This is a genomic window from Blautia sp. MSK20_18, assembly GCF_020553125.1.
In the GTDB taxonomy this organism is placed as follows: Bacteria; Bacillota; Clostridia; order Lachnospirales; family Lachnospiraceae; genus Blautia_A; species Blautia_A fusiformis.
Genome location: NZ_JAJCGR010000010.1, coordinates 82582 through 104793, shown reverse-complemented (window position 1 = coordinate 104793; position 22212 = coordinate 82582). Strand labels below are relative to the sequence as shown.

Here is a 22212-nt window from a genome sequence, read left to right as displayed (position 1 = left end):
GAGCAGGAAGCCCCCACTTCAAAATCGTAAGATTTAAGTGGTGGGAGCATGTCACTACGTGATAAGATCGTATTGCAGCTGCAGCTGATAACGCCGGGCAGTGTAGCAATAAGTGAAATTATGAAACCTGTGGAGGAATATGATAATGTCAAAAGATGAATATTTGATCACAGATGCGCCTCTTAAAGCGCTGACGGTTTTTGCAATGCCAATGATTTTGGGCAGCTTTTTTCAGCAAATATACAATATGGCTGACTCTATCATCGTCGGCCAATTTGTTGGTTCCTCCGCACTTGCAGCTGTCGGGGCCTGTGCAGCGCTGACCAATGTTTTTATTTGTGTGGCACTGGGGGCAGGTGTCGGTGCCGGTGTGCTGGTGAGCCGCTATTTCGGTGCCAGGGAGTATGGAAAAATGAAGACCATCGTGTCAACATCCTTGTTTAGCTTTTTAATTCTAAGTATAGTCCTTGGGGTTTTTGGATTTTGCTTTTCCCACTGGATGATGAGTGTGTTACAAACCCCTGGCGATATACTGGATGATGCAGTGTTATATCTGCGGGTCTATTTTGTGGGATTTCCGTTTCTGTTTATGTATAACATTCTTTCCAATATGTTTACTTCCATAGGCGAATCAAAAATCCCGCTGGGGCTCCTGATATTTTCGTCAATCTTAAATATTTTTATGGATCTCTGGATGGTGGCCGGACTTGGTCTCGGTGTGTTTGGTGCAGCCCTTGCGACTCTTATAGCACAGGGAATTTCTGCGGTGTTTTCACTTTTGCTTTTCCTTAGCCGGATGCGTCGATATAAAAGTCGTTTTGACTGGTTTGACAGGCAGGAGTTACATTCCATGCTTCAAATTGCTGTACCTTCGGTTCTTCAGCAGTCTACAGTGTCCATTGGTATGATGATCGTACAGGCTGTTGTAAATCCCTTCGGTACACAGGCACTTGCGGGGTATGCGGCGACGATGCGGGTAGAGAATGTTTTTTCATTGATTTTTGTATCCATTGGCAATGCGGTTTCCCCATATGTTTCCCAGAATCTTGGCGCAAAGAAAATTGAACGGATCAAAAAAGGATATCACGCTGCACTGGTGTTAGATGTATGTTTTGCAGTTCTTGCTTTTATAGTCATTGAGACATTGCATGCGCAGATTTCCTCGCTATTCCTTGGTAAAGATGGAACTGCCCTGGCCTATCAGGTATCTGAGGGTTATATGAGATGGCTTGGTTACTTCTTCATTTTTATGGGAATCAAAATGGCAACCGATGGGGTTCTTCGTGGTCTTGGGATCATGCGCCCGTTCCTCATTGCAAATATGGTAAACCTGGCGATCCGCCTGTCTGTTGCATTGATCTGTGCACCGCGTTTTGGCATTGTATTTGTCTGGCTTGCTGTACCAGCTGGTTGGTTTGCGAACTTTTTAATATCCTATGTGGCTCTTCGGAGATCATGGCCGACTGATAGCAGCACGGAAGAAGGGGATTACAGTTTGTAATATCCTGGCATACAGCACAGAACGTGTGGCACGTACTGCGATCATGATGATATTAAATCTGAGTTCTGCAATGCGGGTACAGATGAAGATGCTGGCATGCGGAAATCATGACAATTTTACCAGAAATCTTCAGGTTCCGCTCAATGCTGTATCAGGTCTATAGTATCTGGCAACAAGTGATGATACAGCTTCCGGGTTGGCAGAGTGAAAAAATATAATTACAATCAATAAGTCAGTGCTTTGATATCTTCTTCCGATACAGCAGGAATAACATAAACAATAGAATTACTGGAAAAATAAGTCCGAATCCCATGCCGATCTTAATATTATTTCCAGCATTCTGAGTGATACGACCAACAATTCCAGGTCCAATGCTGCCACCTAAATCTCCTGCCATGGCAAGAAGAGAGAACATAGCCGTTCCACCTGTTGGAAAAGTTTTTGAGGAAATACTGATGGTTCCAGGCCACATGATTCCAACTGAAAATCCACATGCAATACAACCGATCAGTCCGATGATCGGGTTGGATGACAAAGCAGTAAGCAGATAACAGACAACGCATAATATGCCTGAACCACTCATAAACTTCATTAAATCTAACTGCTCTCCATATTTACCAAAAATTATACGGCTGATTCCCATTGTTACTGCAAACATACATGGACCTGTTAGATCTCCCAGAGCTTTTGATAATCCCAGAGCTGATTCTGCATAAGCAGATGCCCATTGAGCCATTGCAAGTTCAGAAGCTCCGGAACAGATCATCAGACATATTGCAACCCAGAAAAATGGCTTGGAAAACAGATCTTTAATTTCCATTCCAGAACCATTGTCAACCAGAGATTCAATGGGACAGGTCATGAAGTTATAAGTATTAATTGCAGGAATGATTGCCCATATTACGGCGAGCCACTTCCAACTGTCTATTCCAAATATCAGGAAAAATAAGCTGGAAATCAAAATTGTCCCAACAGCTCCCCAACAGTAAAACGAATGGAGCAGACTCATAGTTGCTTCTTTGTTTTCAAACGGACAGGCCTCGATAATAGGACTGCAAAGTACTTCTATTAAACCGCTTCCGATGGCATAAACAATAACACTACATATAATTCCAATAAAAGGATCAGGTAAAAAATCAGGTAAAAATGCCAGTCCAAGCAGACCCAATGCAGCAAATATTTCTGATGCAACAATGCACACACGATATCCGATATGATCTACGAATTTGGCACAGAACAGATCAACCAGAAGCTGTGTGAAAAAGAAGAAAGTGGATATCAGAGCAATGTTACCGAGAGAAATATGGTAGTCACTATGAAATTTCAAAAAAAGAAGCGGTGCGAAGTTTGCCGCAATAGCCTGTGTGATAAATCCCATATAACAGGCTATTTTTGTCTTATGGTAGTTAGTTTTTTTTACAGCATTCATTTTTTATTTTCCTCTCCGAATGTTTTTAACAGTTTTATGTTCAATCTTCACATTCATCAATACTTTCACAAAAAAGTCTGTTCTGGGTGGTGCGGTTATTTCAATTTTGTCGCCCTCAATGTTGATCTCACTTTCATTCATCCATTTAAAAATCATAAGAATACCTCTTTTCTTTTTTTACTTGATTATATAGCAAATATCAGATATATACATTGAATTAAATTATAGAAATACTGTATAATATCGTAAAAAAGAAAGAACGTGATATGGGATGGATTATAATAAAATACTTACAGACGAGGAGTTCATGGAAATTAAACAGCATGGAAGCAGTGATTATCCGTTCCAGTATTATTATGATAATCTGGAATTGTTTGATTTTCATTGTATTGAGTGGCACTGGCACAGAGAATTTGAGTTTTTATATGTCGAGTCCGGACAAGTTACATGCGGAATAGGAGAAAAACAGATTATATTGTCAGAAGGAGAAGCAATTTTTATTAATTCTAAAATATTGCACCGCTTTTACGCATCATCAGGTGGTATCATTCCTAACTTTGTATGTATGCCGGAATTTATTGCACCGGAGAACAGCCTGATCTATAAGAAATATATTTTGCCAATCATTTCATCGAATATATATTTCCAGCGTTTTCAGCCTGATGAACTATGGCAAACAAAGATTATACAAACTATGATAAAAATAATGGAAATACAGAGGAATGAGAAAATAAGAGAACTTGCTACTTTGGCATTGCTGCAGGATTTATGGCTGACTTTTTATGAAAATGTAAAGTTATCTGATAAAGGAGATGTACAGACAGTGGATGAAGTTGCACAGAAAAGAGTGCAGTTGATCATGCAATATATACATGAAAACTATAATCGCAATTTGTCTCTGGATGAAATTGCTTCGCATATAGGAATCAGCAAAAGTACTGCACTTAATTTGTTCCACCGTTTTTTACATACTACACCGGTTAATTATCTGATAGGATATCGACTTCAGGCAGCTTCCTGGTTATTGAAAAATACGAATAAAAAAGTAAAAACGATCGCTTATGAAAGCGGATTTCATAACGTTGATTATTTTTGCAGATTGTTTAAAAAACGTTATCATTTAACTCCATCAGAATATCGCTGCACATGTTTAAAAGTGTTGTCGGCTGATCCGAGTCTTCAGACCTGTAAATAAAGCCGATGCAGGACTTTTGGAATCCTGTATCGGCTTTGTTGATTTTGTAAAGGCTTTGAAAAATTTACTTTTACTGGTTCATCAGTGCTTTGATATCTTCTTCCGGTGTGGTGATAGGTGCAATACCATAATTTTCAACCAGAAAGTTCAGAATATTAGGAGAAAGGAACGCCGGAAGAGAAGGACCAAGACGGATATTTTTGATACCCAGATGCAGGAGGGTTAACAGGATACAGACTGCTTTCTGTTCATACCAGGAGAGTACGAAGGAAAGCGGAAGCTCATTTACAGAACATCCAAATGCATCTGCAAGTGCCACAGCAACCTGGATCGCACCATAAGCATCATTACACTGACCCATATCCATCAGTCGTGGAAGACCACCGATCTCTCCCAGATCGAGATCATTGAAACGGAATTTTCCACATGCCAGGGTGAGAACGATACTGTCAGAAGGTGTCTGCTTTACAAATTCCGTATAATAGTTTCGACCTGGTTTGGCACCATCACAGCCGGCAACCAGGAAGAAATGGCGGATCGCACCTGATTTTACAGCCTCTACTACAGTACCTGCATGGGACAGGATGGCTGCATGACCAAAACCGGTTGTCACTTTTTTTCCGCCGTTGATACCGGAGAACATACGATCTTCTTTGTAACCGCCCAGCTCCAGTGCTTTTTCAATAAGCGGTGTGAAATCTTTCTTCTCGTCAATATGGACAGCTCCCGGGAAGGCAACCACTTCTGTTGTAAATACTCTGTCAGCGTAGCTGCTTTTTGGAGGCATCAGACAGTTGGTAGTGTAGAGGATCGGGGCCGGAAGATGGTCAAATTCTTTCTGCTGATTCTGCCATGCAGTTCCGAAATTGCCTTTCAGGTGAGCGTATTTCTTTAAGAATGGATAGGCATGGGCAGGGAGCATTTCACCATGTGTATAGATATTGATTCCTTTTCCCTCAGTCTGTTCAAGCAAAAGCTGCAGATCTTTCAGATCATGTCCGGTCACGACAATAAAAGGCCCTTTTTCTACCGTAAGTGTAACATCAGTTGGCTCTGGTGTTCCATAGGTTTCTGTATTTGCCTTATCAAGAAGTGCCATGCACTTCAGATTGATCTCTCCTGTTTTGAGTACTGTGGAAAGCAGTGCTTCTGTGCTTTCTTCATAACCGATCTTAGATAATGCCTCGCAGAAGAACTGATTCACTTCGGCATCTTCATAATTCAGAACACTTGCATGATAGGCATAGGCAGCCATTCCGCGGATACCAAAGAGAATAAGAGATTTCAAGGAGCGGATATCTTCATTGGCATTCCACAGCTGCTGAAGATCATATTCCTTTGTTCTGCAGTCAGGAGCCAGTCTTTCTTTTTCAGCTCTGACTTTTTGTATCATATTTTCGATTGCTGCATTGTCAAAACTTACATTTGTAACTGTAGTAAACAATCCTTCGATTATGATCTGTCCGGTCCTTTTTGAAATAGTTTCCGTGCTGTCGGCAGCTTTAGCCAGACTGATCAATGCACCTGTCAGCTCATCCTGTAATTTCGCTGTATCTGCTTTTTTTCCGCAGACACCGGCATTTCCGGTACAGCCGGTACATCCGACTGTCTGTTCACACTGAAAACAAAACATTTTTTTATCCATTATTGTATTCTCCTTTTATTCTGTGATTTTTTCGAAGGATCTTTCTTATTATTTTATCCTCGACTAGTAGTATTTATCCTTGGTTTCTGTTAGGAGTATAGTATAATAATTACAACGTGTATGTTTGATTTCCAACAGGAGGATTAATTTTGAAAAAATATTTACCCATTCTAAGAACGAGCCCTTTCTTTAAAGGTCTTACTGATAATGAGATATTATCCATACTGCATTGTGTAAATGCAGCAACAATCTCCAGAAAACGGGATTCTTATATTTTCAGAGCCGGAGACTCTACCGAAGTAATGGGACTTGTGGTGGCAGGCTGTGTTCTTGTTATTCAGGAAGACCTGTGGGGACATCGGAATATTCTGTCAAAATGTCATGCGGGAGATTTTTTTGGTGAACCATATGCGGCAAGTCCGGGAGCTGTTCTGAATGTCAGTGTGGTAGCAGACGAAGATTGTGAGATTATTTTATTAAATGTTCAAAGGCTTCTGGTTTCCTGCCCAATAGTATGTGAGCATCATCAGAAGCTGATCCGTAACCTGGTCGGTGTCCTGGCAAATAAGATCCTGATCCTCAACGATAAGATCACACATGTGGGCAAGCGAACGACAAGGGATAAGCTGTTGTCCTATCTGTCGTCGGTATCTATCAGACAGGCATCGTTATCCTTTGATATTCCTTTTGACCGGCAGCAGCTGGCAGATTATCTTTGCATTGACCGTGCGGCAATGTCTTCGGAGATATCAAAGCTGCAAAAAGAAGGACTTATAAAAACAAACAGAAACCATTTTGAGCTGACTGTCTGTAATGATACGGATTCAGGAATAAAAATGTGATATACATCACGGAAAACGATAAACTTTTTCATTATAATGCAAAAGGAAAGTGAGACTGCTTAAAGTGATTCTATTGTTATAAGCGTTCACACGATGGTATTATGGTGTATGTATAAAGAATCTATGAAATCAGTTATTGAAAAACAGGAGGAAAAAAATGCTCATCAGAAAAGCAGAAGAAAAAGATATTCCGAGGATCCTGGAATTGTTAGGACAGGTGCTGCAGATCCATGCAGATATAAGGCCTGATATTTTTATTCCGGGCACAACAAAATATACGACAGACGAATTGACAGAGCTTTTGAAAAATGAAGAAAAGCCAGTATATGTTGCAGCGGATGAGGCTGATGTTTGCGTGGGGTATGCATTTTGTCAATTAAAGGAGCAGCCTTTTTCAAACAATATGGTACCGTTTAAATCTCTTTTTATAGATGACCTGTGTGTCGATCAGGAGACACGAGGTCAGCATATTGGGGAAAGCCTGTTTGAATATGTAAAAAAAGAAGCAAAGCAGCTGGGATGCTATGAAGTGACATTGAATGTGTGGGCAGGAAATACTTCAGCAGAAAAATTTTATGAAAAAATGGGAATGCGGACAAAAGAAAGGCAGATGGAATACATATTATAAGATGTTGAATTGTTCAGGAAAAAAACAGCCGGCTAAGATACAGACTGAGATGTCTGTACCTTAGCCGGAAAATTTATCACTGTAATGAACATGCATGGCTTCCCAGTCCATAAACAATACATAAAATACTCTTCCGTATTGCTGGCTGTCTACAATCCTTCCGTGATCAAGAACAGAAAGGTAAGTGCCGTCAGCTTTTCGAAGATGAAAGTGGATGTAATCATTCTTATTGCCGGCATCGATCTGTTTCCAGATGCTTGCTTCTATCTGCTGCTGTTCATCCTCACGGATCAGGTTGTGGAAGCTTTTATTTGTAAGGCTGAAGAGTTCATCTATAGTTTTATATCCGGTCATTTGAAGGAACTCATGGTTTGCATACAGGAGTTCATCATCATCTTTGTCCGCTCTGTATATGATAAATGCACCCGGAAGGTGTTCAGAGATATCCTTGAATGCAAATCCGAGCTGTTTGCGGACTCCTGACCGGAGCCCCTCCCTGTAAGCCATACATCCGTTTTTTCCGTGAAGCTTTATTTCATAAAGTGCTGCATCTGCACAGCGCATAAGCTGTGAACGGCTGGATGCAAAGGTTGGATATTCTGCATATCCGAGAGAAATAAAAAACGGATATTCTTTTCCCTTGCATGAAAATGTCTTTGGAAGCTTGGTAAATTGTAGCAGCAGTTCTCCCGCTTCTTTATAGGTATGATCCGGCAGAAGAATGCAGAACTCATCGCCACCGTTTCTTCCCAGTAATGTGTTTTTTGGGAAAAAAGCCTTCATGCTATCTGTAAGACTCTTTAATGCCCTGTCTCCATAGACATGTCCGTAAATATCATTAATAAACTTAAAGTCATCAATATCAAGGAGTGCGGCCACAAAATGCGATTTTGGATTTTTAGTGATCATCCTTTCGGCTAATTCATCAAATCCATAGCGGTTGTAAATATCGGTGAGAGAATCTGTGTGTGCCAGTATTTGAAATTTGTTTTTATTTTCTTTCGATACTAACCATACCCGGGTAAGACCTGAGAAAAGTAAAACGACAGTAGTAAACATTCCGCCGACGATTACCAGTAATCTAAGGTTTCTCCATCCGCTTTCAGGAGCTACTTCTAATGTCCAGTTCTCTTCCCCTATCGTAAAACCATAAGAAACAGTAGGAGTTAATTGGTCGTCTGACTGATAAACAACTTTATAAGTATCGTTCCAGGGAGCGTCGGTTTTTGAGAGCCTGTATTCATATCCGAAATCCGAAAGTGCACTGATCGCATCTGAAAAAATGTCAGGAACACGTAGGATAACAATGGTAAATCCCCAGAAATATTCCTGGTTGTTTTCATCTTTCAGGTAGACTGGATTGCGGACAGCAATTCCACAGCCGTCCTGTTTTAAATCGAAAGGACCTTGTGTAATGATCACGTGATTGTCTCTTGCGTAACAGGAAATTTTGCTGCAATCTTTATCCTGGAGCAGATTGATCTTACTCGCTTCCGTTCCCTCAGAAGGATAAATATCTGTTACATTACCATCCGGAGCAAGCTGTATGCTTTCAATAACGTCAGACATAATATTTTCCGCAATTGTGTCAAACTGATTGATCTTTCCGTTTTCACTGATCAGGACCTGCTTTAGCGTATCTGTGATCGCAATTCCATTTGTAATTTCATTTTTTATACGTTCGCCGTAGGTTGTTGCATTTAATTGTGCTGTTATGTGTCGTTGTTCAGTTTCATGTGAGTCTATTTTGTATACAATTAAACCAACAAGGCATATGCCCAGTAAAAAAACGATAAGAGGTACAATTGTTTTTTTCTTCACCTGGTTCACCTCGTTTTATTAGTTTCGCAATAAAATATTATATCATAGAAGTAAAAAAATAGAATGATTTTTTGTGTTAAAGTGATATTGTTTTTTTATGTACAATGGAAATATGACCAGAGGGTGAAATATAGTATACAATTGAGGATTATATTGGAAAGAATACTGAAAAAGCCTCGCGGTTTTGTAGGGTATATGATATACTGTTCTTTATAAGTAAATATCTTATCGGAATTCACGGAGGATCTGACCGATGCTGAATAAAAAAGATTTTTTAAAATATGCATCAAAATTAGCATTTCCGATCATGATCCAAAATCTGATCGGAACATTAGTAAATGTTGCGGATACTGTAATGCTGGGATATGTAAGTCAGACTGCCATGTCAGCTTCATCTCTTGCCAACCAGTACACATTTATTCTTTTCTGTTTGTATTATGGCATGGCTACAGGTACTTCGGTTTTATGTGCCCAGTACTGGGGAAAGGGTGATAAAAAGACAGTAGAAAAGATTCTCGGCCTGGCGGAGCGAATCTCACTGATCGTTTCTCTTGTATTTTTCGTTATCTCCTTTTCCATGCCGACTACGATCATGAAGATTTTTACAAACAGTCCGGATACGATTGCTGCCGGCAGCGAGTATTTGAAGGTGATCTCATTTTCCTTTATGTTTATGGGATTCTCTCAGGTTTTCATGAGTGCCCTTCGAAGTGTCGGAAAAATAATGCTGCCTTCTGTTACATACATTGTATCGCTTTGCGTCAATGTATTTTGTAATGCCACCTTTATCTTTGGCCTGTTTGGACTTCCAAAGCTTGGTGTTACCGGTGTTGCCCTTGGTACTGTTATTGCCAGGATCGCAGAGGTATTGATCTGTCTCATCTATTCATTAAACAGCTCCGATGTCAGATTCCGGATAAAATATTTCTGTGCGAAATCCGGTATTCTGTTCAGGGACTTTATGAAAATTGCTTCTCCGGCTGTGATAAATGATGTTGTCTGGAGCTTTGCCAGTTCAGCGTTCGCAGCGATCCTTGGCCACATTGGCGATGATATGGTTGCCGCAAATGCCGTTGCTGTTATGGTGGTAAACATTGGTGCCATCGCCTGTCGCGGTTTTGCCAACGCTACTACCATCATTATCAGCCAGGAGCTTGGTAAAGATCACAAGGATACAGCAAGAGAATATGGAAAACGTATGCTGAGAATAACAATTATCGTAAGTCTCATCGGATGTGCCATTATTCTGGCAGTCCGCCCTATGATACTGGACTTCTACCGGGATAAACTGACAGAGACAGCCATTTATTATCTTGGTATTTTTATAATCATGACAACCTGGCGTCTTGTAGGAGAGGGTATCAATACCTGTCTTATATGCGGATGCTTCAGAGGAGGTGGCGATTCCAGGTTCGGAATGATCGTAGATTCCATATTTATGTGGCTTGTTGCAGTTCCTCTCACCTTCCTTGCAGCATATGTTTTAAAACTGCCGCCTGTCTGGGTATATTTTATAATGACCCTGGATGAGTTCGAAAAAATGCCTGTGGTGTTCATCCACTATTTCAGAAATAAATGGCTTACGAACATTACCAGAGATTTTGACTGATTATGTAACTAAGCAGGAGGCTTTTATAGAAATGAAATACTTTGAGGCAAAAATGTCTTATCCTCAATTTTTAAAATATCTGGTTCCATCAGTGCTGACCATGATCTTTTTATCATTTTATACAACGATAGATGGATTTTTTGTATCACGGTATGCAGGCTCTGACGCGCTTGCAGGAATTAATATTGTTATTCCGATCACCTGTGTTATTTTCGGAACATCTGTCATGCTTGCAACGGGATCAGGTGCCATCATAGGAGAGAGGATGGGACAAAAAAGAGAACAGGAAGCAAATGAGATATTTACTTTTATCACGATCGTGCTGTTCGTACTTTCAGTTGCTTTTACAGCTGTGGGAATCCTTTTTCTGAAACCGATCTGTATTTTTTTGGGAAGCAGTGAGCGCCTGATGGAGCATGTGGTGCCATACGCATTTGTCATATTTTTAGGATCAGTTTCGATGTCATTCAAGCTATTTTTTGAATATCTTGTGAGGACGGATGGGAGATCGTACATCGGAATGATCATGTCTCTGACAGGTCTGGCTTTTAATATTGTTTTCGACTATATTTTTGTGGCTGTATTCAGACTGGGAACGCTTGGAGCTGCATGGGGAACATTTCTCTCCATTACAGTAAGCATGTTGATCGGCTTTATCTATTTTCTGAAATACAGCCATATAAGGTTTTGCAGACCGAAGACCGACATGAGTGTTCTTCTGAAATCCTGCACCAATGGAAGCAGTGAAATGCTGACGGAGATGTCTACCGGGATCACTACATTTTTATTTAATCTTATTATCATGCAATATTTTGGTGAAGATGGAGTTGCGGCTGTGACGATCATTATGTATATTTACTATTTTTTCATCGCTTTTTATATGGGAATTGCCGTTGCAGCGGCTCCGATCATAAGCTATAATTACGGCTCTGAAAATTATGATAAGATCAGAGAGATAACACGATATAGTTTTATTACGATTGCCATCAGTTCAGTATTGATCCTCACGGTATCACTTGTATTTGGAAAACAGATCATCCATTTATTCGTTGGGGAGGGAAATGTATTTACATTGACATGGGATGGCCTGAAGCTGTTTAGTCCGGTTTTCCTGTTTATTGGTTTAAATGTATTTCTTTCCGGATATTTTACTGCCCTGGGAAATGGTTTTATTTCGGCATTGATCTCATCAATGCGTTCTTTGATCCTGGTGGCTGTGTTCATATTGATCCTGCCAAAGCTTATAGGGGTTGCAGGCATCTGGATGGCGATGCCGCTGGCAGAAGCCGTGACTATTTTCATGGCGGTTTATCTGTATCGAACATACGGAAAAAGTTTCATGCAGGAAAATTCCAGAGCCACGTCTTAATGATATTTTGCAAAATTTTAACAAAAAAGAGGCCGTCAAGTACGGCCTCTTTTTCGTTATGGCTTTATCATGTCCATGTCATGGGAGTATTTATAACTCCTGTGGAGATATTTCCAGGTATTCATAGGATGGCTGGAAATCATGGCTGTCACACTGATGGTAATATTGGGTAAAAATACGTTCTATGATATCAGGAATATGCGTTTCGTCAGGCTCAAACAGTATGATGAGATACTGCAGGGAACTGTAGCGTGTACAGATATCCACACGGCGGATATTCTGCCGGATGGCCTGTTCCATATACTCCAGAGCCTGCTCAATGGATTCGATATCAGGAACTGTATCCACAAGTGTCTCGATGGTGATCATCGCCAGATAACATCTGCACTGGCTGCGTGTGACAAGCTGACACATGTATTCATACTGGCGTGCGAAATCCCGGTAATTCAGATCAAGAGCACCTACATAGATGCCGCTTTTCTGAAGGGACTCTGCCACAAGCTCCAGATCCTTTCCGGAACCGGATGCCGCAAGAGTGCTGCGGTCGATCTGCTGGTAGAAAAAGAACTGGTTCTTGCCGTTTTGTTTTACGTAATACAGAGCTTTATCTGCTTTGGAATAGCAGTCTTCAAAGGAATCATCGGTGCTGCACAGACACAGGCCTGCGGACAGTGTGGCAAACCGGAGTTCCGGATCATCGGTAGTGATGGTGTGAAATTTCTGGAACAGATCGTCCATCTGCAGAGACAGGGAATTAGGATCTGTGTCCGGAAGGAACATCAGGAATTCATCGCCTCCAAGTCTGCAGGAAATTCCCTGATCTGCCCGTTTCTGGAGCAGCTTTCCAAGACATTTCAGTGCACGGTCGCCGGCTTTGTGGCCATAGATGTCGTTGATCTTTTTCAGGTTGTCCATATCAAGGAATACCAGACATCCATCATGTGTCTGCATAAATTCCGCGGTAAGACGTTCGCCCAGGTTACGCATGGGAAGACCGGTAAGGAAATCATAGCTTTTTGCGTCTTCCTGACTTTTTATGGTGGCCATTATGTCAGAGATGAATTTGCTGACGGTAAGCTGCATATCCGGAAGGTTATAGGTGTCCGGTTCTTCCTGGGAAGGATCCCACTGAGGCAGCCGCTTTTCCTTTAACAGTTTCAGAAAAATGTCTGTGATCTCCGGATCGAACTGTGTACCACGGTTTTTGCGGAATTCTTCGTAAACAACCTCCGGTGGAAGCGCATTACGGTAGATTCGGCGGGAGTTCATGGCATCGTAGCAGTCGGCAACAGCCACGATCCGGGCATGGATGGGGATTTCTGTTCCGGCCAGCCCGTCCGGATAGCCTTTTCCGTCATAACGTTCATGGTGACTTCTTGCGATTTCTGCCGCATGCGGGATCAGGGTTATATCCTTCAGGATCTCGGCGCCGATGACGGTGTGTTTTTTTATAAGGTTGTATTCATCATCGGTCAGCTGTGCCGGTTTGTTCAGAAACGGATCCGGGATACCGATCTTTCCGATGTCGTGAAGGTGAGTAGCCCGTTTCAGATTCAGGATCTCCTCCGGTGTCCAGCCCAGCTCCTCTGCGATCAGGGCCGCATATTGTGCAACCCGGTAGGAATGACCGCGGGTGTACGCATCCTTTGCCTCAATGGTGGTGGAAAGGGTCTGTATCATCTGCAGAGACATTTTTTCATTCTGTTCCTGGTTTTTGCGGATTTCGCTTTGCTGGCGTTTCAGTTCTATATCCTGGACATTTTTGATGGCTCTTACAATATTGACAAAGAGCAGGATCAGCATGCCGGCGCCCACAAACAGTCCGGACATTAATGTGACAAAGTATACGGAGGTTGCCTCAACGGCAATACACAGGATCGCTGCCAGCAGACCAATGAGCAAAAGCCGGTCGGCCTTGTTTTTTTCGGTGCGTATATATTGGAAAAGGTGTACAAATATTGTGGCAACGGTGATCGCCAGGATTCCGTGACTTACAGGCATGGTTTCGATATAATCTGCGATACCTGCAGCAGTGAGGATCGTACAGACTGCAAAGTTTATCATTGCGATGCTTCCAAGACAGACATAAAATCTGTGATGCAGCCCTTTCTGGAGACTGTCCGCAAAAAACAGGATCGGGAGCGGACACAAAAGGATCATAACGAAGCACAGAGATCCGAGAGCGGAAGCGTTGGGGACCAGGAACTGACGGAGCTTGGATTCACCTAGCATCCAGACGGCGCCCATAACCATGCACCATCCAAGATATTCCGTGTCAAATCGTGTATGATAGACCAATCCCAGAGCGAAACTGAACAGGATCGTGACGATTCCGGCAAACAGGATAAAAAAAGCAATGTAGGTTTCCAGTCCGTATCTGCTGAAAATATATATCCAGATATCTGCCTTGTTTCCGCAGTAAACAGGATTGACAACTCCGGTGTAATTGGAGGTGTAGGTGGTCAGTTCAATACGGAGCTCTTTGCCGGCATCGGAAGCATAAACCGGGCAGAAAACATAACGGCTGGCGGAGTTTTTGCCCACAAGCCTTGTTTTATGCGTGGAGTAGCTGGTCCTGAGGTTGTCCCCTACATAAAAATCCACATCCTGCAAGGAAGAACGGATGGCAAAGCAGGTATCTGTAAGATCATCGGGAAGCTGGATGGTGAGGACCATCGTGTCACCGACGGGAACCTTGTAGGTGCCCGGAACGGAGATTTCCTGGGTGGTTCCATCCGGTTTCTGCCAGGTAACGGTACCGGAATAGATCACAGAGGCTGCTGAGGTGTCGGAAGAACGTTCATCCGCACCAAAGATCTGCATAAAAATGAACCAGCCAAGGATGGCGAACATCAGAATATAAAAGAAATATCTTTTTCCCTGGTTAAAGGTTTCGGTTTTTTCTTTCATGGCAATATGCCTCCTTGTAATGGGAAAGGAGTGGTTTGTAAATTGAAAAACTCCTTTAGATCGATTATACCAGACCGGAGTGGAAAAATCAGTATAAACAGACTAAGACGGGTAATTTGGTAAGATTTTACCAATTTTTTTATGATTTCGATGGTATTATATAAAGCAGAGAGAAAACATATCCGATGCATCTGCGTGCAGGATATGGTACAATGGGTAAATGTGGAGTATGACATGCAAAACATGATATATGCAGAATAAAGGATCAGAATAAAGAATGAGAGTAAAGCGACAGGAGGAAGGATTATGAGTAAGATCGTAAATATCACATCAAAAGAGGACAAAGATCAGAAGCTGCAGGACATTGCAAACTCACTGGAAGAGCTGAAGGATGTAATGGCTGAAGTGATAGAAGCCTATGAGGAAGAAAATGCGGACAGCCGGAAGATGGACACGCTGACAGAGGCACTGGATGCGCTTGAGGACGCTTATGAGGCTGTTAACGATGTGCTGCTTGAGGAAATCTGATCATGCAGTATAAGGTTCTGAAGATAGAAGAAGACATGGATTTCGGCTGTGAAGAGCGGCAGCCGGGTGAAGCACTTATGTCAGTAGTGCTGATGGAAGATGAAAATGGAAATGAAACAAGTCTGCGACATGATGACGGTCTCCTGTATGAAAGAGATATCAATGAGGGAGATCTTGTTACCATGGACGGGCAGCATCAGATGTGGAAATTGTAAAAATACCGGATGGAAAAAGTTTTATCTTATTTTTGGAATGTGTGATGAGTCATTTACTGTGAACTGCACGGTAGATCCACCGGAAGGAAAGGAACCGCCGGCTGTGATCACCTATCTGGGAAAAGTGCTGCCCTGTGCAGTGATCGGATTGCTGGTGGTATTTTGTCTGAAGGATGTGCCGGAAAGTACGCATTACGGACTGTCGGAGATGATCGCAATACTGTTCATTGTGGTATTACATAAATGGAAGAAGAGTACATTGCTCAGCATAGGAGGGGGAACGGTGTTTTATATGGTGCTGGTGCAGACCATATTTGGTTAGGCAGAAATATGCGAAAAACAGAAAATGAAAAGCTAAGGCAGGATACGATAACCGTATCCTGTTTTTTGATTGCAGCAGTAATTTATGAAAATGCTGTAGATCAGATAAGCAGGCGCAGGATTGTATGTAAAGGTGCAATAAGCCGTGAAAAGAAGCGAGCGGTCGTGAAAATGAGTGCGTCCGCAAGGGACGCACAGATGTATTTCCTTGTTCCTGGAAAATACAGAGGAAATATGCCGGGATCAGAGGAATCTGTAATTGTAACAGAACAACGATACCCCTTACTTGTCTGTGAATCCGATTGCACAGGTCTAAAAGCCTCAGCGTAGCTGGAAGCAATAAATAGTGTGTGTGGAATGGTGTGTTATGAAAATAACAAAAATGAGTAACTTTTGCTCTCACAATGGAATAAAAAACGACAAGACACGATGCGGCTTTATGGCTGTAAATGCATGAGTTTCAAGAGTTTATACAGGGAACATGGAATACCATGAAATGTGAATAAATTAACACATAATTTTGAAAAATATACTCAAAATATAACCATACTATATTGACAAAATTAAAAATAAATGATAATCTGTGACCAGAACAAAACGAGAATGACTAAAATTTTTATGAAGTTAAGAATAAAAAGGTAAGCACGAAAGGAGTATCCTAAAATGGCTGAGATCAAAAAAATGGGTTACTGTGTAAACGGTGAGTGGAAAGAGTCAAAGGCAGAGAAATACATGGATGTTACAGATTCCAGTACAGGTGAGGTGATCGCGCAGGTTCCCTGCTGTACACCGGATGAGGTAGAAGAGGCGATCGCTTCCGCACAGGCTGCATTCCCGGAATGGTCCTCACTTTCTCTTGCAAAGAGACAGCAGTATATGTTCAGATGGAGAGATGTTCTTTATGCTCATAAGGAAGAGCTTTCCGTACTTTGTGCAAAAGAGCTCGGAAAGAACATCAAAGAGGCAAGCGGAGATGTTCAGAAAGCAATTGAGCCTACAGAAGAGGCATGTGCACTTCCGACAATGATCCAGGGCGATGCTGCAATGCAGGTAACTACAGGATATGATACAGCTACATATCGCAAACCACTTGGAGTAACTGCTGGTATTGTTCCGATGAACTTCCCGGCAATGATCCCATGGGGCTGGATGGTTCCACTTTCTATTGCATGTGGAAATACAGTAGTACTGAAAGCAAGCTCCCAGACACCACTTACAGCTATGAGGATCATGGAGCTCTTCTATACAGAGGGCGGATTCCCGAAGGGTGTTGTAAACCTTGTGACCTGCAGCCGTGTAGAGGCTGATATCCTTCTTACAGATGAGAGAGTAAAGGCTGTTACATTCGTAGGAACAACAGGTGTTGGTAAACAGGTATATTCCAAAGCAGCAGCTCATGGCAAACGAGTTCAGGCACAGTGTGAGGCAAAGAACCATGCACTTGTACTTGAGGACTGCAACCTTGAGGCTACTGTTAATGCGATCATCAACTCTACATACGGATGCGCAGGTATGAGATGTATGGCTCTTCCGGTTGTATGCGTACAGGATAGTATCGCAGACGAATTTGTTTCACTTCTTAAGAAAAAAGCAGAGGCTATGAAGCTTGGCTGTGCATATGATGAAGATACCGATCTCGGCCCGGTTGTAAATGCAGGCCATAAGGAGAAGATCTGCAACTGGATCCAGAAGGGTATCGATGAGGGTGCGGAGCTTGTACTTGACGGACGTAATGTAGTAGTTCCGGGATATGAGAACGGATTCTTCGTAGGACCGACAATTCTTGATCATGTAACACCGGAGATGACAGTTGGAAACCGTGAGATCTTCGGACCGGTAACCTGTATCAAACGAGTAAAGGATTACGAGGAAGGCATCGCAGTCATGAATGCCAATCCATTTGCAAATGGTTCCTGTATCTTTACACAGAGCGGATATTACAGCCGTAAATTCGCTATGGAGACAGATGGCGGTATGGTAGGAATCAATGTAGGTATCCCGGTTCCGACAGCATACTTCCCATTCTCCGGAAACAAGGATTCCTTTTTCGGTGATCTGCACGTTCTCGGAAAAGATGGCTATCGTTTCTTCACAAGAGCAAAAACAGTTACAACACACTGGTTCGATGAAGCTGCCGGAAAGAGAAAGGTCGGCACATGGGAAGGAAGTACTGAGGCTTAAGAAAGCTTCATAAATAAATTTATGACACTGTAAGGCAGATCGGGTAAGATCTGCTTTTCAGATAAAATCCTCTAATGAAATGAGCATATTCAAAAACGGTGCATCTGCTGGATTTCCGGCAGATGCACCGTTTTTTAGGGTCAATATCCGATTTAATCGATCGTCATAACACGGATACCGTGCTCCTGGCAGAAGCTGTCGTATTCTTCAGGAAGTGACTGGTCGGTTACGATGGCGTCCAGCTTTTCCATGGAAGAATAGGTCATAAGAGAGATCCGGCCGAATTTGGAATGGTCTGCAAGAAGGATCATGCTGTTGGCATTCTCTGCAATGGCTTTTTTGGTGATGTATTCCTCTGCGCTGGCATTGGTAAGTCCGCTCTTCATGGTTACACCTGTGCAGGCCATAAAAGCCATGGAAATGTTGTAGGTCTGCAGATAATCATTGATATCCGGTCCTGTGAAGGACAGGGTCTTGCGGTTCAGCTTTCCGGGAACGGAAATGATATCCAGATTCGGATAGGATGCTGCCTTGTTGAAGATAAGCAGGCTGTTGGTCAGGATAGTACAGTGCTTATCTGCAATAAAATCAACCAGGTTCAGGCAGGTTGTACCTGTATCGATATAGATGGTATCGTCTTCTGCCACAAGCTCTGCGGCACGGCGGCAGATTTCTTTCTTTTCGTCAGGAAAACGTCCGCCACGCTCTTCGTAAGACAGAAGGGGAAGAGTCTGTGGAGTTTCGAGTGCTGCGACACCGCCATATACTTTCATGATACTGCCACGTTTCAGAAGGATATCGACATCTCTTCTGATGGTGTTTTTGGATACGTTGAATTTCTCACATAATGTATCGAGAGAAGCGTTCTTATGCTCCAGCACATATTCTTCGATCATGTCCAGTCGCTGTGATTTCATAGAGGTCTACCTTCTTTCTATTGGTTAAGTCTTGGTTATATTTTATCATAAAAGAAGGTAGAGATAAAGTGCTTTTATAAGAACATACCAAAAATTATTTCCCTTCAAAAATATCTTGACGAAATTCTTATTTGAATGTAATATGAAAACGGTTTTCAAATTCAAATCTGCCATGTAAGGTGCAGTTGATAGAAGAGAGTAGGAAATATAATGGAAGAAAAAATGAAATACAGCACCAGGCAGCAGAAAATAATTCTGGAATGCCTGCAGGAATATGGAGATACATTTTATACCATAGATCAGTTTATGGAGCTCCTTCGTGGAAAAGAGATCCAGATCGGAAGGACAACGGTATACAGAGGACTGGAGCGGCTGCAGAAGGAGGGAGCGGTGCTGAAGGTTCCGTCTGTGGAGGGAGCGCCTGCCCAGTATCGTTTTATACGTGATGAGGAGCGGAAGAATTACGGTAAGCTTGTGTGTCTGGAATGTGGGCATACGATTCCTCTGCAGTGTGGATGTATCGATCATTTTGTGGGACATGTGCTGGATGAACACGGATTTGAGATCGATCAGAGCCGGACGATCTTTTATGGATATTGTGACAGCTGCAGGAGGCTTAAAAAATGAATGTTAACAGAGGGAAGATGACAGCGGCAGCAGTTCTGGCGGTGACGCTTCTTGTTGTGGGCGGTGTGACCGGATATGGTTTGCACAGGGCCGGAACGGTGGGACAGCCATTTGTGGAGGATGGCCGACTGAAGGTGATGGCCAGCTTTTATCCCATGTATGATTTTGCCCGGAAGGTAGGGGGCGACAGGATTCAGGTAAAGGATATGGTTCCGGCGGGAACGGAGCCTCATGACTGGGAGCCGGCGGCAACGGATATCCGGAATCTTGAGGATGCAGATGTATTTGTCTATAATGGTGCAGATCTGGAGCACTGGGCGGAGGATGTACTGGATACTCTGGAGAATCAGGATCTGGTTGTGTCTGAGGCATCGGATGGTGTGGAGCTTCTGGATGGAGGACATGATCATGCTCATGGTGATGAAGGAAAAGATCCTCATGTCTGGCTTGATCCTATGCGTGCAAAGCAGGAAATGAAGAATATCAGGGATGCTTTGGTAAAGGCTGATCCTGGGAACGGTGATTATTATGAAGCAAATTATGAGAAATATGCCGGTGAATTTGATGAGCTGGATCAGGAGTTCAGAGATGGTCTGAAAGGTACGAAGAGCCGGGATATCATAGTGGCGCATGAGGCTTTTGGATATCTGTGCAATGCCTATGATCTGAAGCAGCTGGCTATCGAAGGGCTGACACCGGATTCAGAGCCTGATCCTGCCAAGATGCAGGAAGTGATCGAGTATGCGAAAAAATACGACATCCATACCATATTTTTTGAGGAGCTGGCAAGTCCCAAGGTGGCGAAGACAGTGGCGAAGGAAGTGGATGCGGTGACTGCTGTGCTGAATCCGATCGAGGGATTAAGTGAGGAGGATATCGAGGCCGGAGAGGATTATTTTTCTGTGATGAGGAAGAATCTGGAGGCACTCAGGAAGGCATTGAACTGAAGGTGCAGGATAGCAGCTGTAACAAAAAAGGAGGAATTATGGGAATTTTGATAGAAAATCTTTCGTTTCACTATACAGGGACACCTGTGCTGGATCAGGTGAACCTGGAGGTGAAGGATGGCGATTATGCCATCCTTACCGGTGAAAACGGAAGTGGAAAAAGTACATTTCTGAAGCTTCTTCTGGGCGAACTGAAGGCGCAGGAGGGAAGTATCACTGTAAATGGAAAAGATATTTCTGCCACATTCGGAAAGGGAGATCTGGGATATGTTCCACAGAACAGTATCAGCAGAAACCAGAATTTTCCGGCGACTGTGGAAGAGATCATGATGACAGGCGTGTATTCCTCTTCCTGGAAGGCACGTTTCCGGGCAAAAAAAGAGATCCCGCGTTTGAAAGCCGCACTTGCGGAAATGGAAATGGAAGAGTTCTGGAAAAGAAGGATCGGAGATCTTTCCGGAGGACAGCAGCAGAGGGTTATGCTGGCACGTGCACTGGCAGGAAAACCGAAGATCTTGATCCTGGATGAGCCTACCACAGGAATGGATATGGTTTCTGTGAAAACACTTGCAGAAGTTCTGAGGAAGCGGAATGAGGAACAGGGGCTGACGATCCTTATGGTTACTCATGGAAATTCCGGTGAGTTTAAAGGAGCAAACCGGTTCTTTAAAGCGGAAGAGGGGAGGATCGACGAAGTATGAGTATTTTACAGTATGGATTTATGCAGAGGGCTTTTCTGGTGGGAATCCTTCTGGCTGTGATCACGCCCTGCATCGGGATCACCATTGTTCTGAAACGGATGTCCATGATCGGAGATGCGCTTTCCCATTCTTCACTGGCCGGTGTTGTGCTGGGACTGATACTTGGAGTGAATCCGGTAGCCGGTGCAGTAGTGATGTGCATCGTAGCTGCTCTTGGAATTGAGGCTATCCGCAAAAAAATCCCGCGTTATTCGGAGGTGGCGATCTCCATCGTCATGTCTGCCGGGATCGGACTGGCCGGTGTGCTGTCCGGCTTTGTGGAAAACGGTGCCAGTCTGAACAGCTTTTTGTTCGGAAGTATTGTGTCCATCAGTGAAGGAGAGCTGGCGCTGGTAGTTGTGATCAGTGTGCTGGTACTGGCAGCAGTGCTGTTTTTTTACAGGGAACTGTTTTATATCGGCTTTGATGAAAATGCGGCAAGGATCTCCGGTGTTTCCGTGCGGAATATTAATTTTCTTTTTACTATTCTGACGGCTCTGACAGTTTCCATTGCGTCCCGTACAGTAGGGACCCTGATCGTTTCCTCCATGCTGGTAGTTCCGGTGGCGTGTGGGATGCAGATGGCAAAAAGCTATAAGGGTACACTGATCTGTGCCATTATCGTGGCGGTATGTACCACCATTGCCGGACTGTTTCTTTCCTATTATGCCGGACTGAAACCAGGTGGAATGATCGTTCTTCTTGAGGTTGCGTGGTTTGTAGTTGTGATGACAGTGAAAAGTTTTAACAAATAAAACACATTTTTCCCACAAAGTAAACACAATTA

The 22212-nt window shown here is 42.9% G+C and carries 21 protein-coding genes; 15 read left to right on the top strand and 6 right to left on the bottom strand.

Annotation, left to right across the window (positions count from 1 at the left end; translation table 11 throughout):
• The first annotated feature begins 145 nt into the window (after nucleotides 1-145).
• On the top strand, nucleotides 146-1501 hold the full coding sequence (locus LI091_RS08035; RefSeq protein WP_173740897.1) for an MATE family efflux transporter: 1356 nt from the start codon (nucleotides 146-148) through the stop codon (nucleotides 1499-1501).
• Nucleotides 1502-1733: 232 nt separating this feature from the next.
• Here the strand turns inward: LI091_RS08035 and LI091_RS08025 are convergent, their stop codons facing one another.
• Nucleotides 1734-2930, bottom strand: coding sequence for an MFS transporter (locus tag LI091_RS08025; protein ID WP_021651233.1), 1197 nt, complete (start codon nucleotides 2928-2930; stop codon nucleotides 1734-1736).
• A gap of 3 nt (nucleotides 2931-2933) precedes the next feature.
• Nucleotides 2934-3086: a hypothetical protein gene (locus tag LI091_RS08020; protein ID WP_021651232.1), complete on the bottom strand. Its 153-nt coding sequence runs from the start codon at nucleotides 3084-3086 to the stop codon at nucleotides 2934-2936.
• Between the two features lie 151 nt (nucleotides 3087-3237).
• Here LI091_RS08020 and LI091_RS08015 point away from each other — a divergent pair, with 151 nt between their 5' ends.
• Nucleotides 3238-4125 carry an AraC family transcriptional regulator gene (locus tag LI091_RS08015; RefSeq protein ID WP_022427004.1) on the top strand — a complete coding sequence of 296 codons (888 nt, stop codon included), beginning with the start codon at nucleotides 3238-3240 and terminating at the stop codon, nucleotides 4123-4125.
• 70 nt (nucleotides 4126-4195) lie between these two features.
• Here LI091_RS08015 and hcp read toward each other — a convergent pair whose 3' ends face one another.
• On the bottom strand, nucleotides 4196-5770 hold the full coding sequence (gene hcp / locus LI091_RS08010; RefSeq protein WP_173746509.1) for a hydroxylamine reductase: 1575 nt from the start codon (nucleotides 5768-5770) through the stop codon (nucleotides 4196-4198).
• A gap of 149 nt (nucleotides 5771-5919) precedes the next feature.
• On the opposite strand from hcp, the gene LI091_RS08005 reads away from it, so the two are divergent.
• On the top strand, nucleotides 5920-6612 hold the full coding sequence (locus LI091_RS08005; RefSeq protein ID WP_022427006.1) for a Crp/Fnr family transcriptional regulator: 693 nt from the start codon (nucleotides 5920-5922) through the stop codon (nucleotides 6610-6612).
• 157 nt (nucleotides 6613-6769) lie between these two features.
• Nucleotides 6770-7240: a GNAT family N-acetyltransferase gene (locus LI091_RS08000; RefSeq protein WP_021651228.1), complete on the top strand. Its 471-nt coding sequence runs from the start codon at nucleotides 6770-6772 to the stop codon at nucleotides 7238-7240.
• A 60-nt stretch (nucleotides 7241-7300) separates the two neighbouring features.
• On the opposite strand, the gene LI091_RS07995 is transcribed toward LI091_RS08000, so the two are convergent.
• The gene (locus LI091_RS07995; protein ID WP_265191022.1) at nucleotides 7301-9061 is read right to left on the bottom strand and encodes a diguanylate cyclase domain-containing protein; all 1761 of its coding nucleotides are present in this window, start codon (nucleotides 9059-9061) and stop codon (nucleotides 7301-7303) included.
• A 253-nt stretch (nucleotides 9062-9314) separates the two neighbouring features.
• Here LI091_RS07995 and LI091_RS07990 point away from each other — a divergent pair, with 253 nt between their 5' ends.
• Both LI091_RS07990 and LI091_RS07985 read left to right on the top strand, forming a co-directional pair.
• The gene (locus LI091_RS07990; RefSeq protein WP_059086577.1) at nucleotides 9315-10670 is read left to right on the top strand and encodes an MATE family efflux transporter; all 1356 of its coding nucleotides are present in this window, start codon (nucleotides 9315-9317) and stop codon (nucleotides 10668-10670) included.
• Between the two features lie 31 nt (nucleotides 10671-10701).
• The gene (locus LI091_RS07985) at nucleotides 10702-12039 is read left to right on the top strand and encodes an MATE family efflux transporter (RefSeq protein ID WP_237972069.1); all 1338 of its coding nucleotides are present in this window, start codon (nucleotides 10702-10704) and stop codon (nucleotides 12037-12039) included.
• 90 nt (nucleotides 12040-12129) lie between these two features.
• Here the strand turns inward: LI091_RS07985 and LI091_RS07980 are convergent, their stop codons facing one another.
• Nucleotides 12130-14949, bottom strand: coding sequence for a bifunctional diguanylate cyclase/phosphohydrolase (locus LI091_RS07980; RefSeq protein WP_265191020.1), 2820 nt, complete (start codon nucleotides 14947-14949; stop codon nucleotides 12130-12132).
• 306 nt (nucleotides 14950-15255) lie between these two features.
• Here LI091_RS07980 and LI091_RS07975 point away from each other — a divergent pair, with 306 nt between their 5' ends.
• From LI091_RS07975 to LI091_RS07955, 5 genes are all read left to right on the top strand, one after another.
• On the top strand, nucleotides 15256-15477 hold the full coding sequence (locus tag LI091_RS07975) for a hypothetical protein (protein WP_015526439.1): 222 nt from the start codon (nucleotides 15256-15258) through the stop codon (nucleotides 15475-15477).
• A gap of 2 nt (nucleotides 15478-15479) precedes the next feature.
• Nucleotides 15480-15692: a hypothetical protein gene (locus LI091_RS07970; RefSeq protein WP_265191018.1), complete on the top strand. Its 213-nt coding sequence runs from the start codon at nucleotides 15480-15482 to the stop codon at nucleotides 15690-15692.
• A 37-nt stretch (nucleotides 15693-15729) separates the two neighbouring features.
• Nucleotides 15730-16014 carry a branched-chain amino acid transporter permease gene (locus tag LI091_RS07965; RefSeq protein ID WP_044961382.1) on the top strand — a complete coding sequence of 95 codons (285 nt, stop codon included), beginning with the start codon at nucleotides 15730-15732 and terminating at the stop codon, nucleotides 16012-16014.
• The gene (locus tag LI091_RS07960) at nucleotides 15936-16343 is read left to right on the top strand and encodes a hypothetical protein (RefSeq protein ID WP_265191016.1); all 408 of its coding nucleotides are present in this window, start codon (nucleotides 15936-15938) and stop codon (nucleotides 16341-16343) included. Before LI091_RS07965 ends, LI091_RS07960 begins: the two co-directional genes overlap by 79 nt.
• A gap of 333 nt (nucleotides 16344-16676) precedes the next feature.
• Nucleotides 16677-18194, top strand: coding sequence for a CoA-acylating methylmalonate-semialdehyde dehydrogenase (locus LI091_RS07955; protein ID WP_173746521.1), 1518 nt, complete (start codon nucleotides 16677-16679; stop codon nucleotides 18192-18194).
• A 152-nt stretch (nucleotides 18195-18346) separates the two neighbouring features.
• On the opposite strand, the gene LI091_RS07950 is transcribed toward LI091_RS07955, so the two are convergent.
• Nucleotides 18347-19111, bottom strand: coding sequence for a DeoR/GlpR family DNA-binding transcription regulator (locus LI091_RS07950; RefSeq protein ID WP_173746523.1), 765 nt, complete (start codon nucleotides 19109-19111; stop codon nucleotides 18347-18349).
• A gap of 210 nt (nucleotides 19112-19321) precedes the next feature.
• Between LI091_RS07950 and LI091_RS07945 the strand changes: the two genes are divergently transcribed.
• The 4 genes from LI091_RS07945 to LI091_RS07930 are packed head-to-tail and all read left to right on the top strand — an operon-like array spanning nucleotide 19322 to nucleotide 22180.
• Entirely contained in the window at nucleotides 19322-19738 is a 417-nt protein-coding gene (locus tag LI091_RS07945) for a Fur family transcriptional regulator (RefSeq protein WP_015526434.1), read from the top strand.
• A 17-nt stretch (nucleotides 19739-19755) separates the two neighbouring features.
• Complete coding sequence (locus tag LI091_RS07940) at nucleotides 19756-20685, top strand: metal ABC transporter substrate-binding protein (RefSeq protein WP_370816956.1); 930 nt, start codon at nucleotides 19756-19758, stop codon at nucleotides 20683-20685.
• 38 nt (nucleotides 20686-20723) lie between these two features.
• Complete coding sequence (locus tag LI091_RS07935) at nucleotides 20724-21386, top strand: metal ABC transporter ATP-binding protein (protein ID WP_015526432.1); 663 nt, start codon at nucleotides 20724-20726, stop codon at nucleotides 21384-21386.
• Nucleotides 21383-22180, top strand: coding sequence for a metal ABC transporter permease (locus tag LI091_RS07930; RefSeq protein WP_015526431.1), 798 nt, complete (start codon nucleotides 21383-21385; stop codon nucleotides 22178-22180). The genes LI091_RS07935 and LI091_RS07930 overlap by 4 nt, the downstream gene beginning before the upstream one ends.
• The last annotated feature ends 32 nt before the right edge of the window (nucleotides 22181-22212 follow it).

Coding starts and splice junctions, on each gene's coding strand:
- LI091_RS07945 (WP_015526434.1), top strand. CDS start 19,322: ATGGAAGAAAAAATGAAATACAGCACCAGGCAGCAGAAAATAATTCTG.
- LI091_RS07940 (WP_370816956.1), top strand. CDS start 19,756: ATGACAGCGGCAGCAGTTCTGGCGGTGACGCTTCTTGTTGTGGGCGGT.
- LI091_RS07960 (WP_265191016.1), top strand. CDS start 15,936: ATGGAAGAAGAGTACATTGCTCAGCATAGGAGGGGGAACGGTGTTTTA.
- LI091_RS08020 (WP_021651232.1), bottom strand. CDS start 3,086: ATGATTTTTAAATGGATGAATGAAAGTGAGATCAACATTGAGGGCGAC.
- LI091_RS07975 (WP_015526439.1), top strand. CDS start 15,256: ATGAGTAAGATCGTAAATATCACATCAAAAGAGGACAAAGATCAGAAG.
- hcp (WP_173746509.1), bottom strand. CDS start 5,770: ATGGATAAAAAAATGTTTTGTTTTCAGTGTGAACAGACAGTCGGATGT.
- LI091_RS07955 (WP_173746521.1), top strand. CDS start 16,677: ATGGCTGAGATCAAAAAAATGGGTTACTGTGTAAACGGTGAGTGGAAA.
- LI091_RS07935 (WP_015526432.1), top strand. CDS start 20,724: ATGGGAATTTTGATAGAAAATCTTTCGTTTCACTATACAGGGACACCT.
- LI091_RS08025 (WP_021651233.1), bottom strand. CDS start 2,930: ATGAATGCTGTAAAAAAAACTAACTACCATAAGACAAAAATAGCCTGT.
- LI091_RS08035 (WP_173740897.1), top strand. CDS start 146: ATGTCAAAAGATGAATATTTGATCACAGATGCGCCTCTTAAAGCGCTG.
- LI091_RS08000 (WP_021651228.1), top strand. CDS start 6,770: ATGCTCATCAGAAAAGCAGAAGAAAAAGATATTCCGAGGATCCTGGAA.
- LI091_RS07980 (WP_265191020.1), bottom strand. CDS start 14,949: ATGAAAGAAAAAACCGAAACCTTTAACCAGGGAAAAAGATATTTCTTT.
- LI091_RS07965 (WP_044961382.1), top strand. CDS start 15,730: ATGTGTGATGAGTCATTTACTGTGAACTGCACGGTAGATCCACCGGAA.
- LI091_RS07985 (WP_237972069.1), top strand. CDS start 10,702: ATGAAATACTTTGAGGCAAAAATGTCTTATCCTCAATTTTTAAAATAT.
- LI091_RS07970 (WP_265191018.1), top strand. CDS start 15,480: ATGCAGTATAAGGTTCTGAAGATAGAAGAAGACATGGATTTCGGCTGT.
- LI091_RS08015 (WP_022427004.1), top strand. CDS start 3,238: ATGGAAATTAAACAGCATGGAAGCAGTGATTATCCGTTCCAGTATTAT.
- LI091_RS07990 (WP_059086577.1), top strand. CDS start 9,315: ATGCTGAATAAAAAAGATTTTTTAAAATATGCATCAAAATTAGCATTT.
- LI091_RS07950 (WP_173746523.1), bottom strand. CDS start 19,111: ATGAAATCACAGCGACTGGACATGATCGAAGAATATGTGCTGGAGCAT.
- LI091_RS07930 (WP_015526431.1), top strand. CDS start 21,383: ATGAGTATTTTACAGTATGGATTTATGCAGAGGGCTTTTCTGGTGGGA.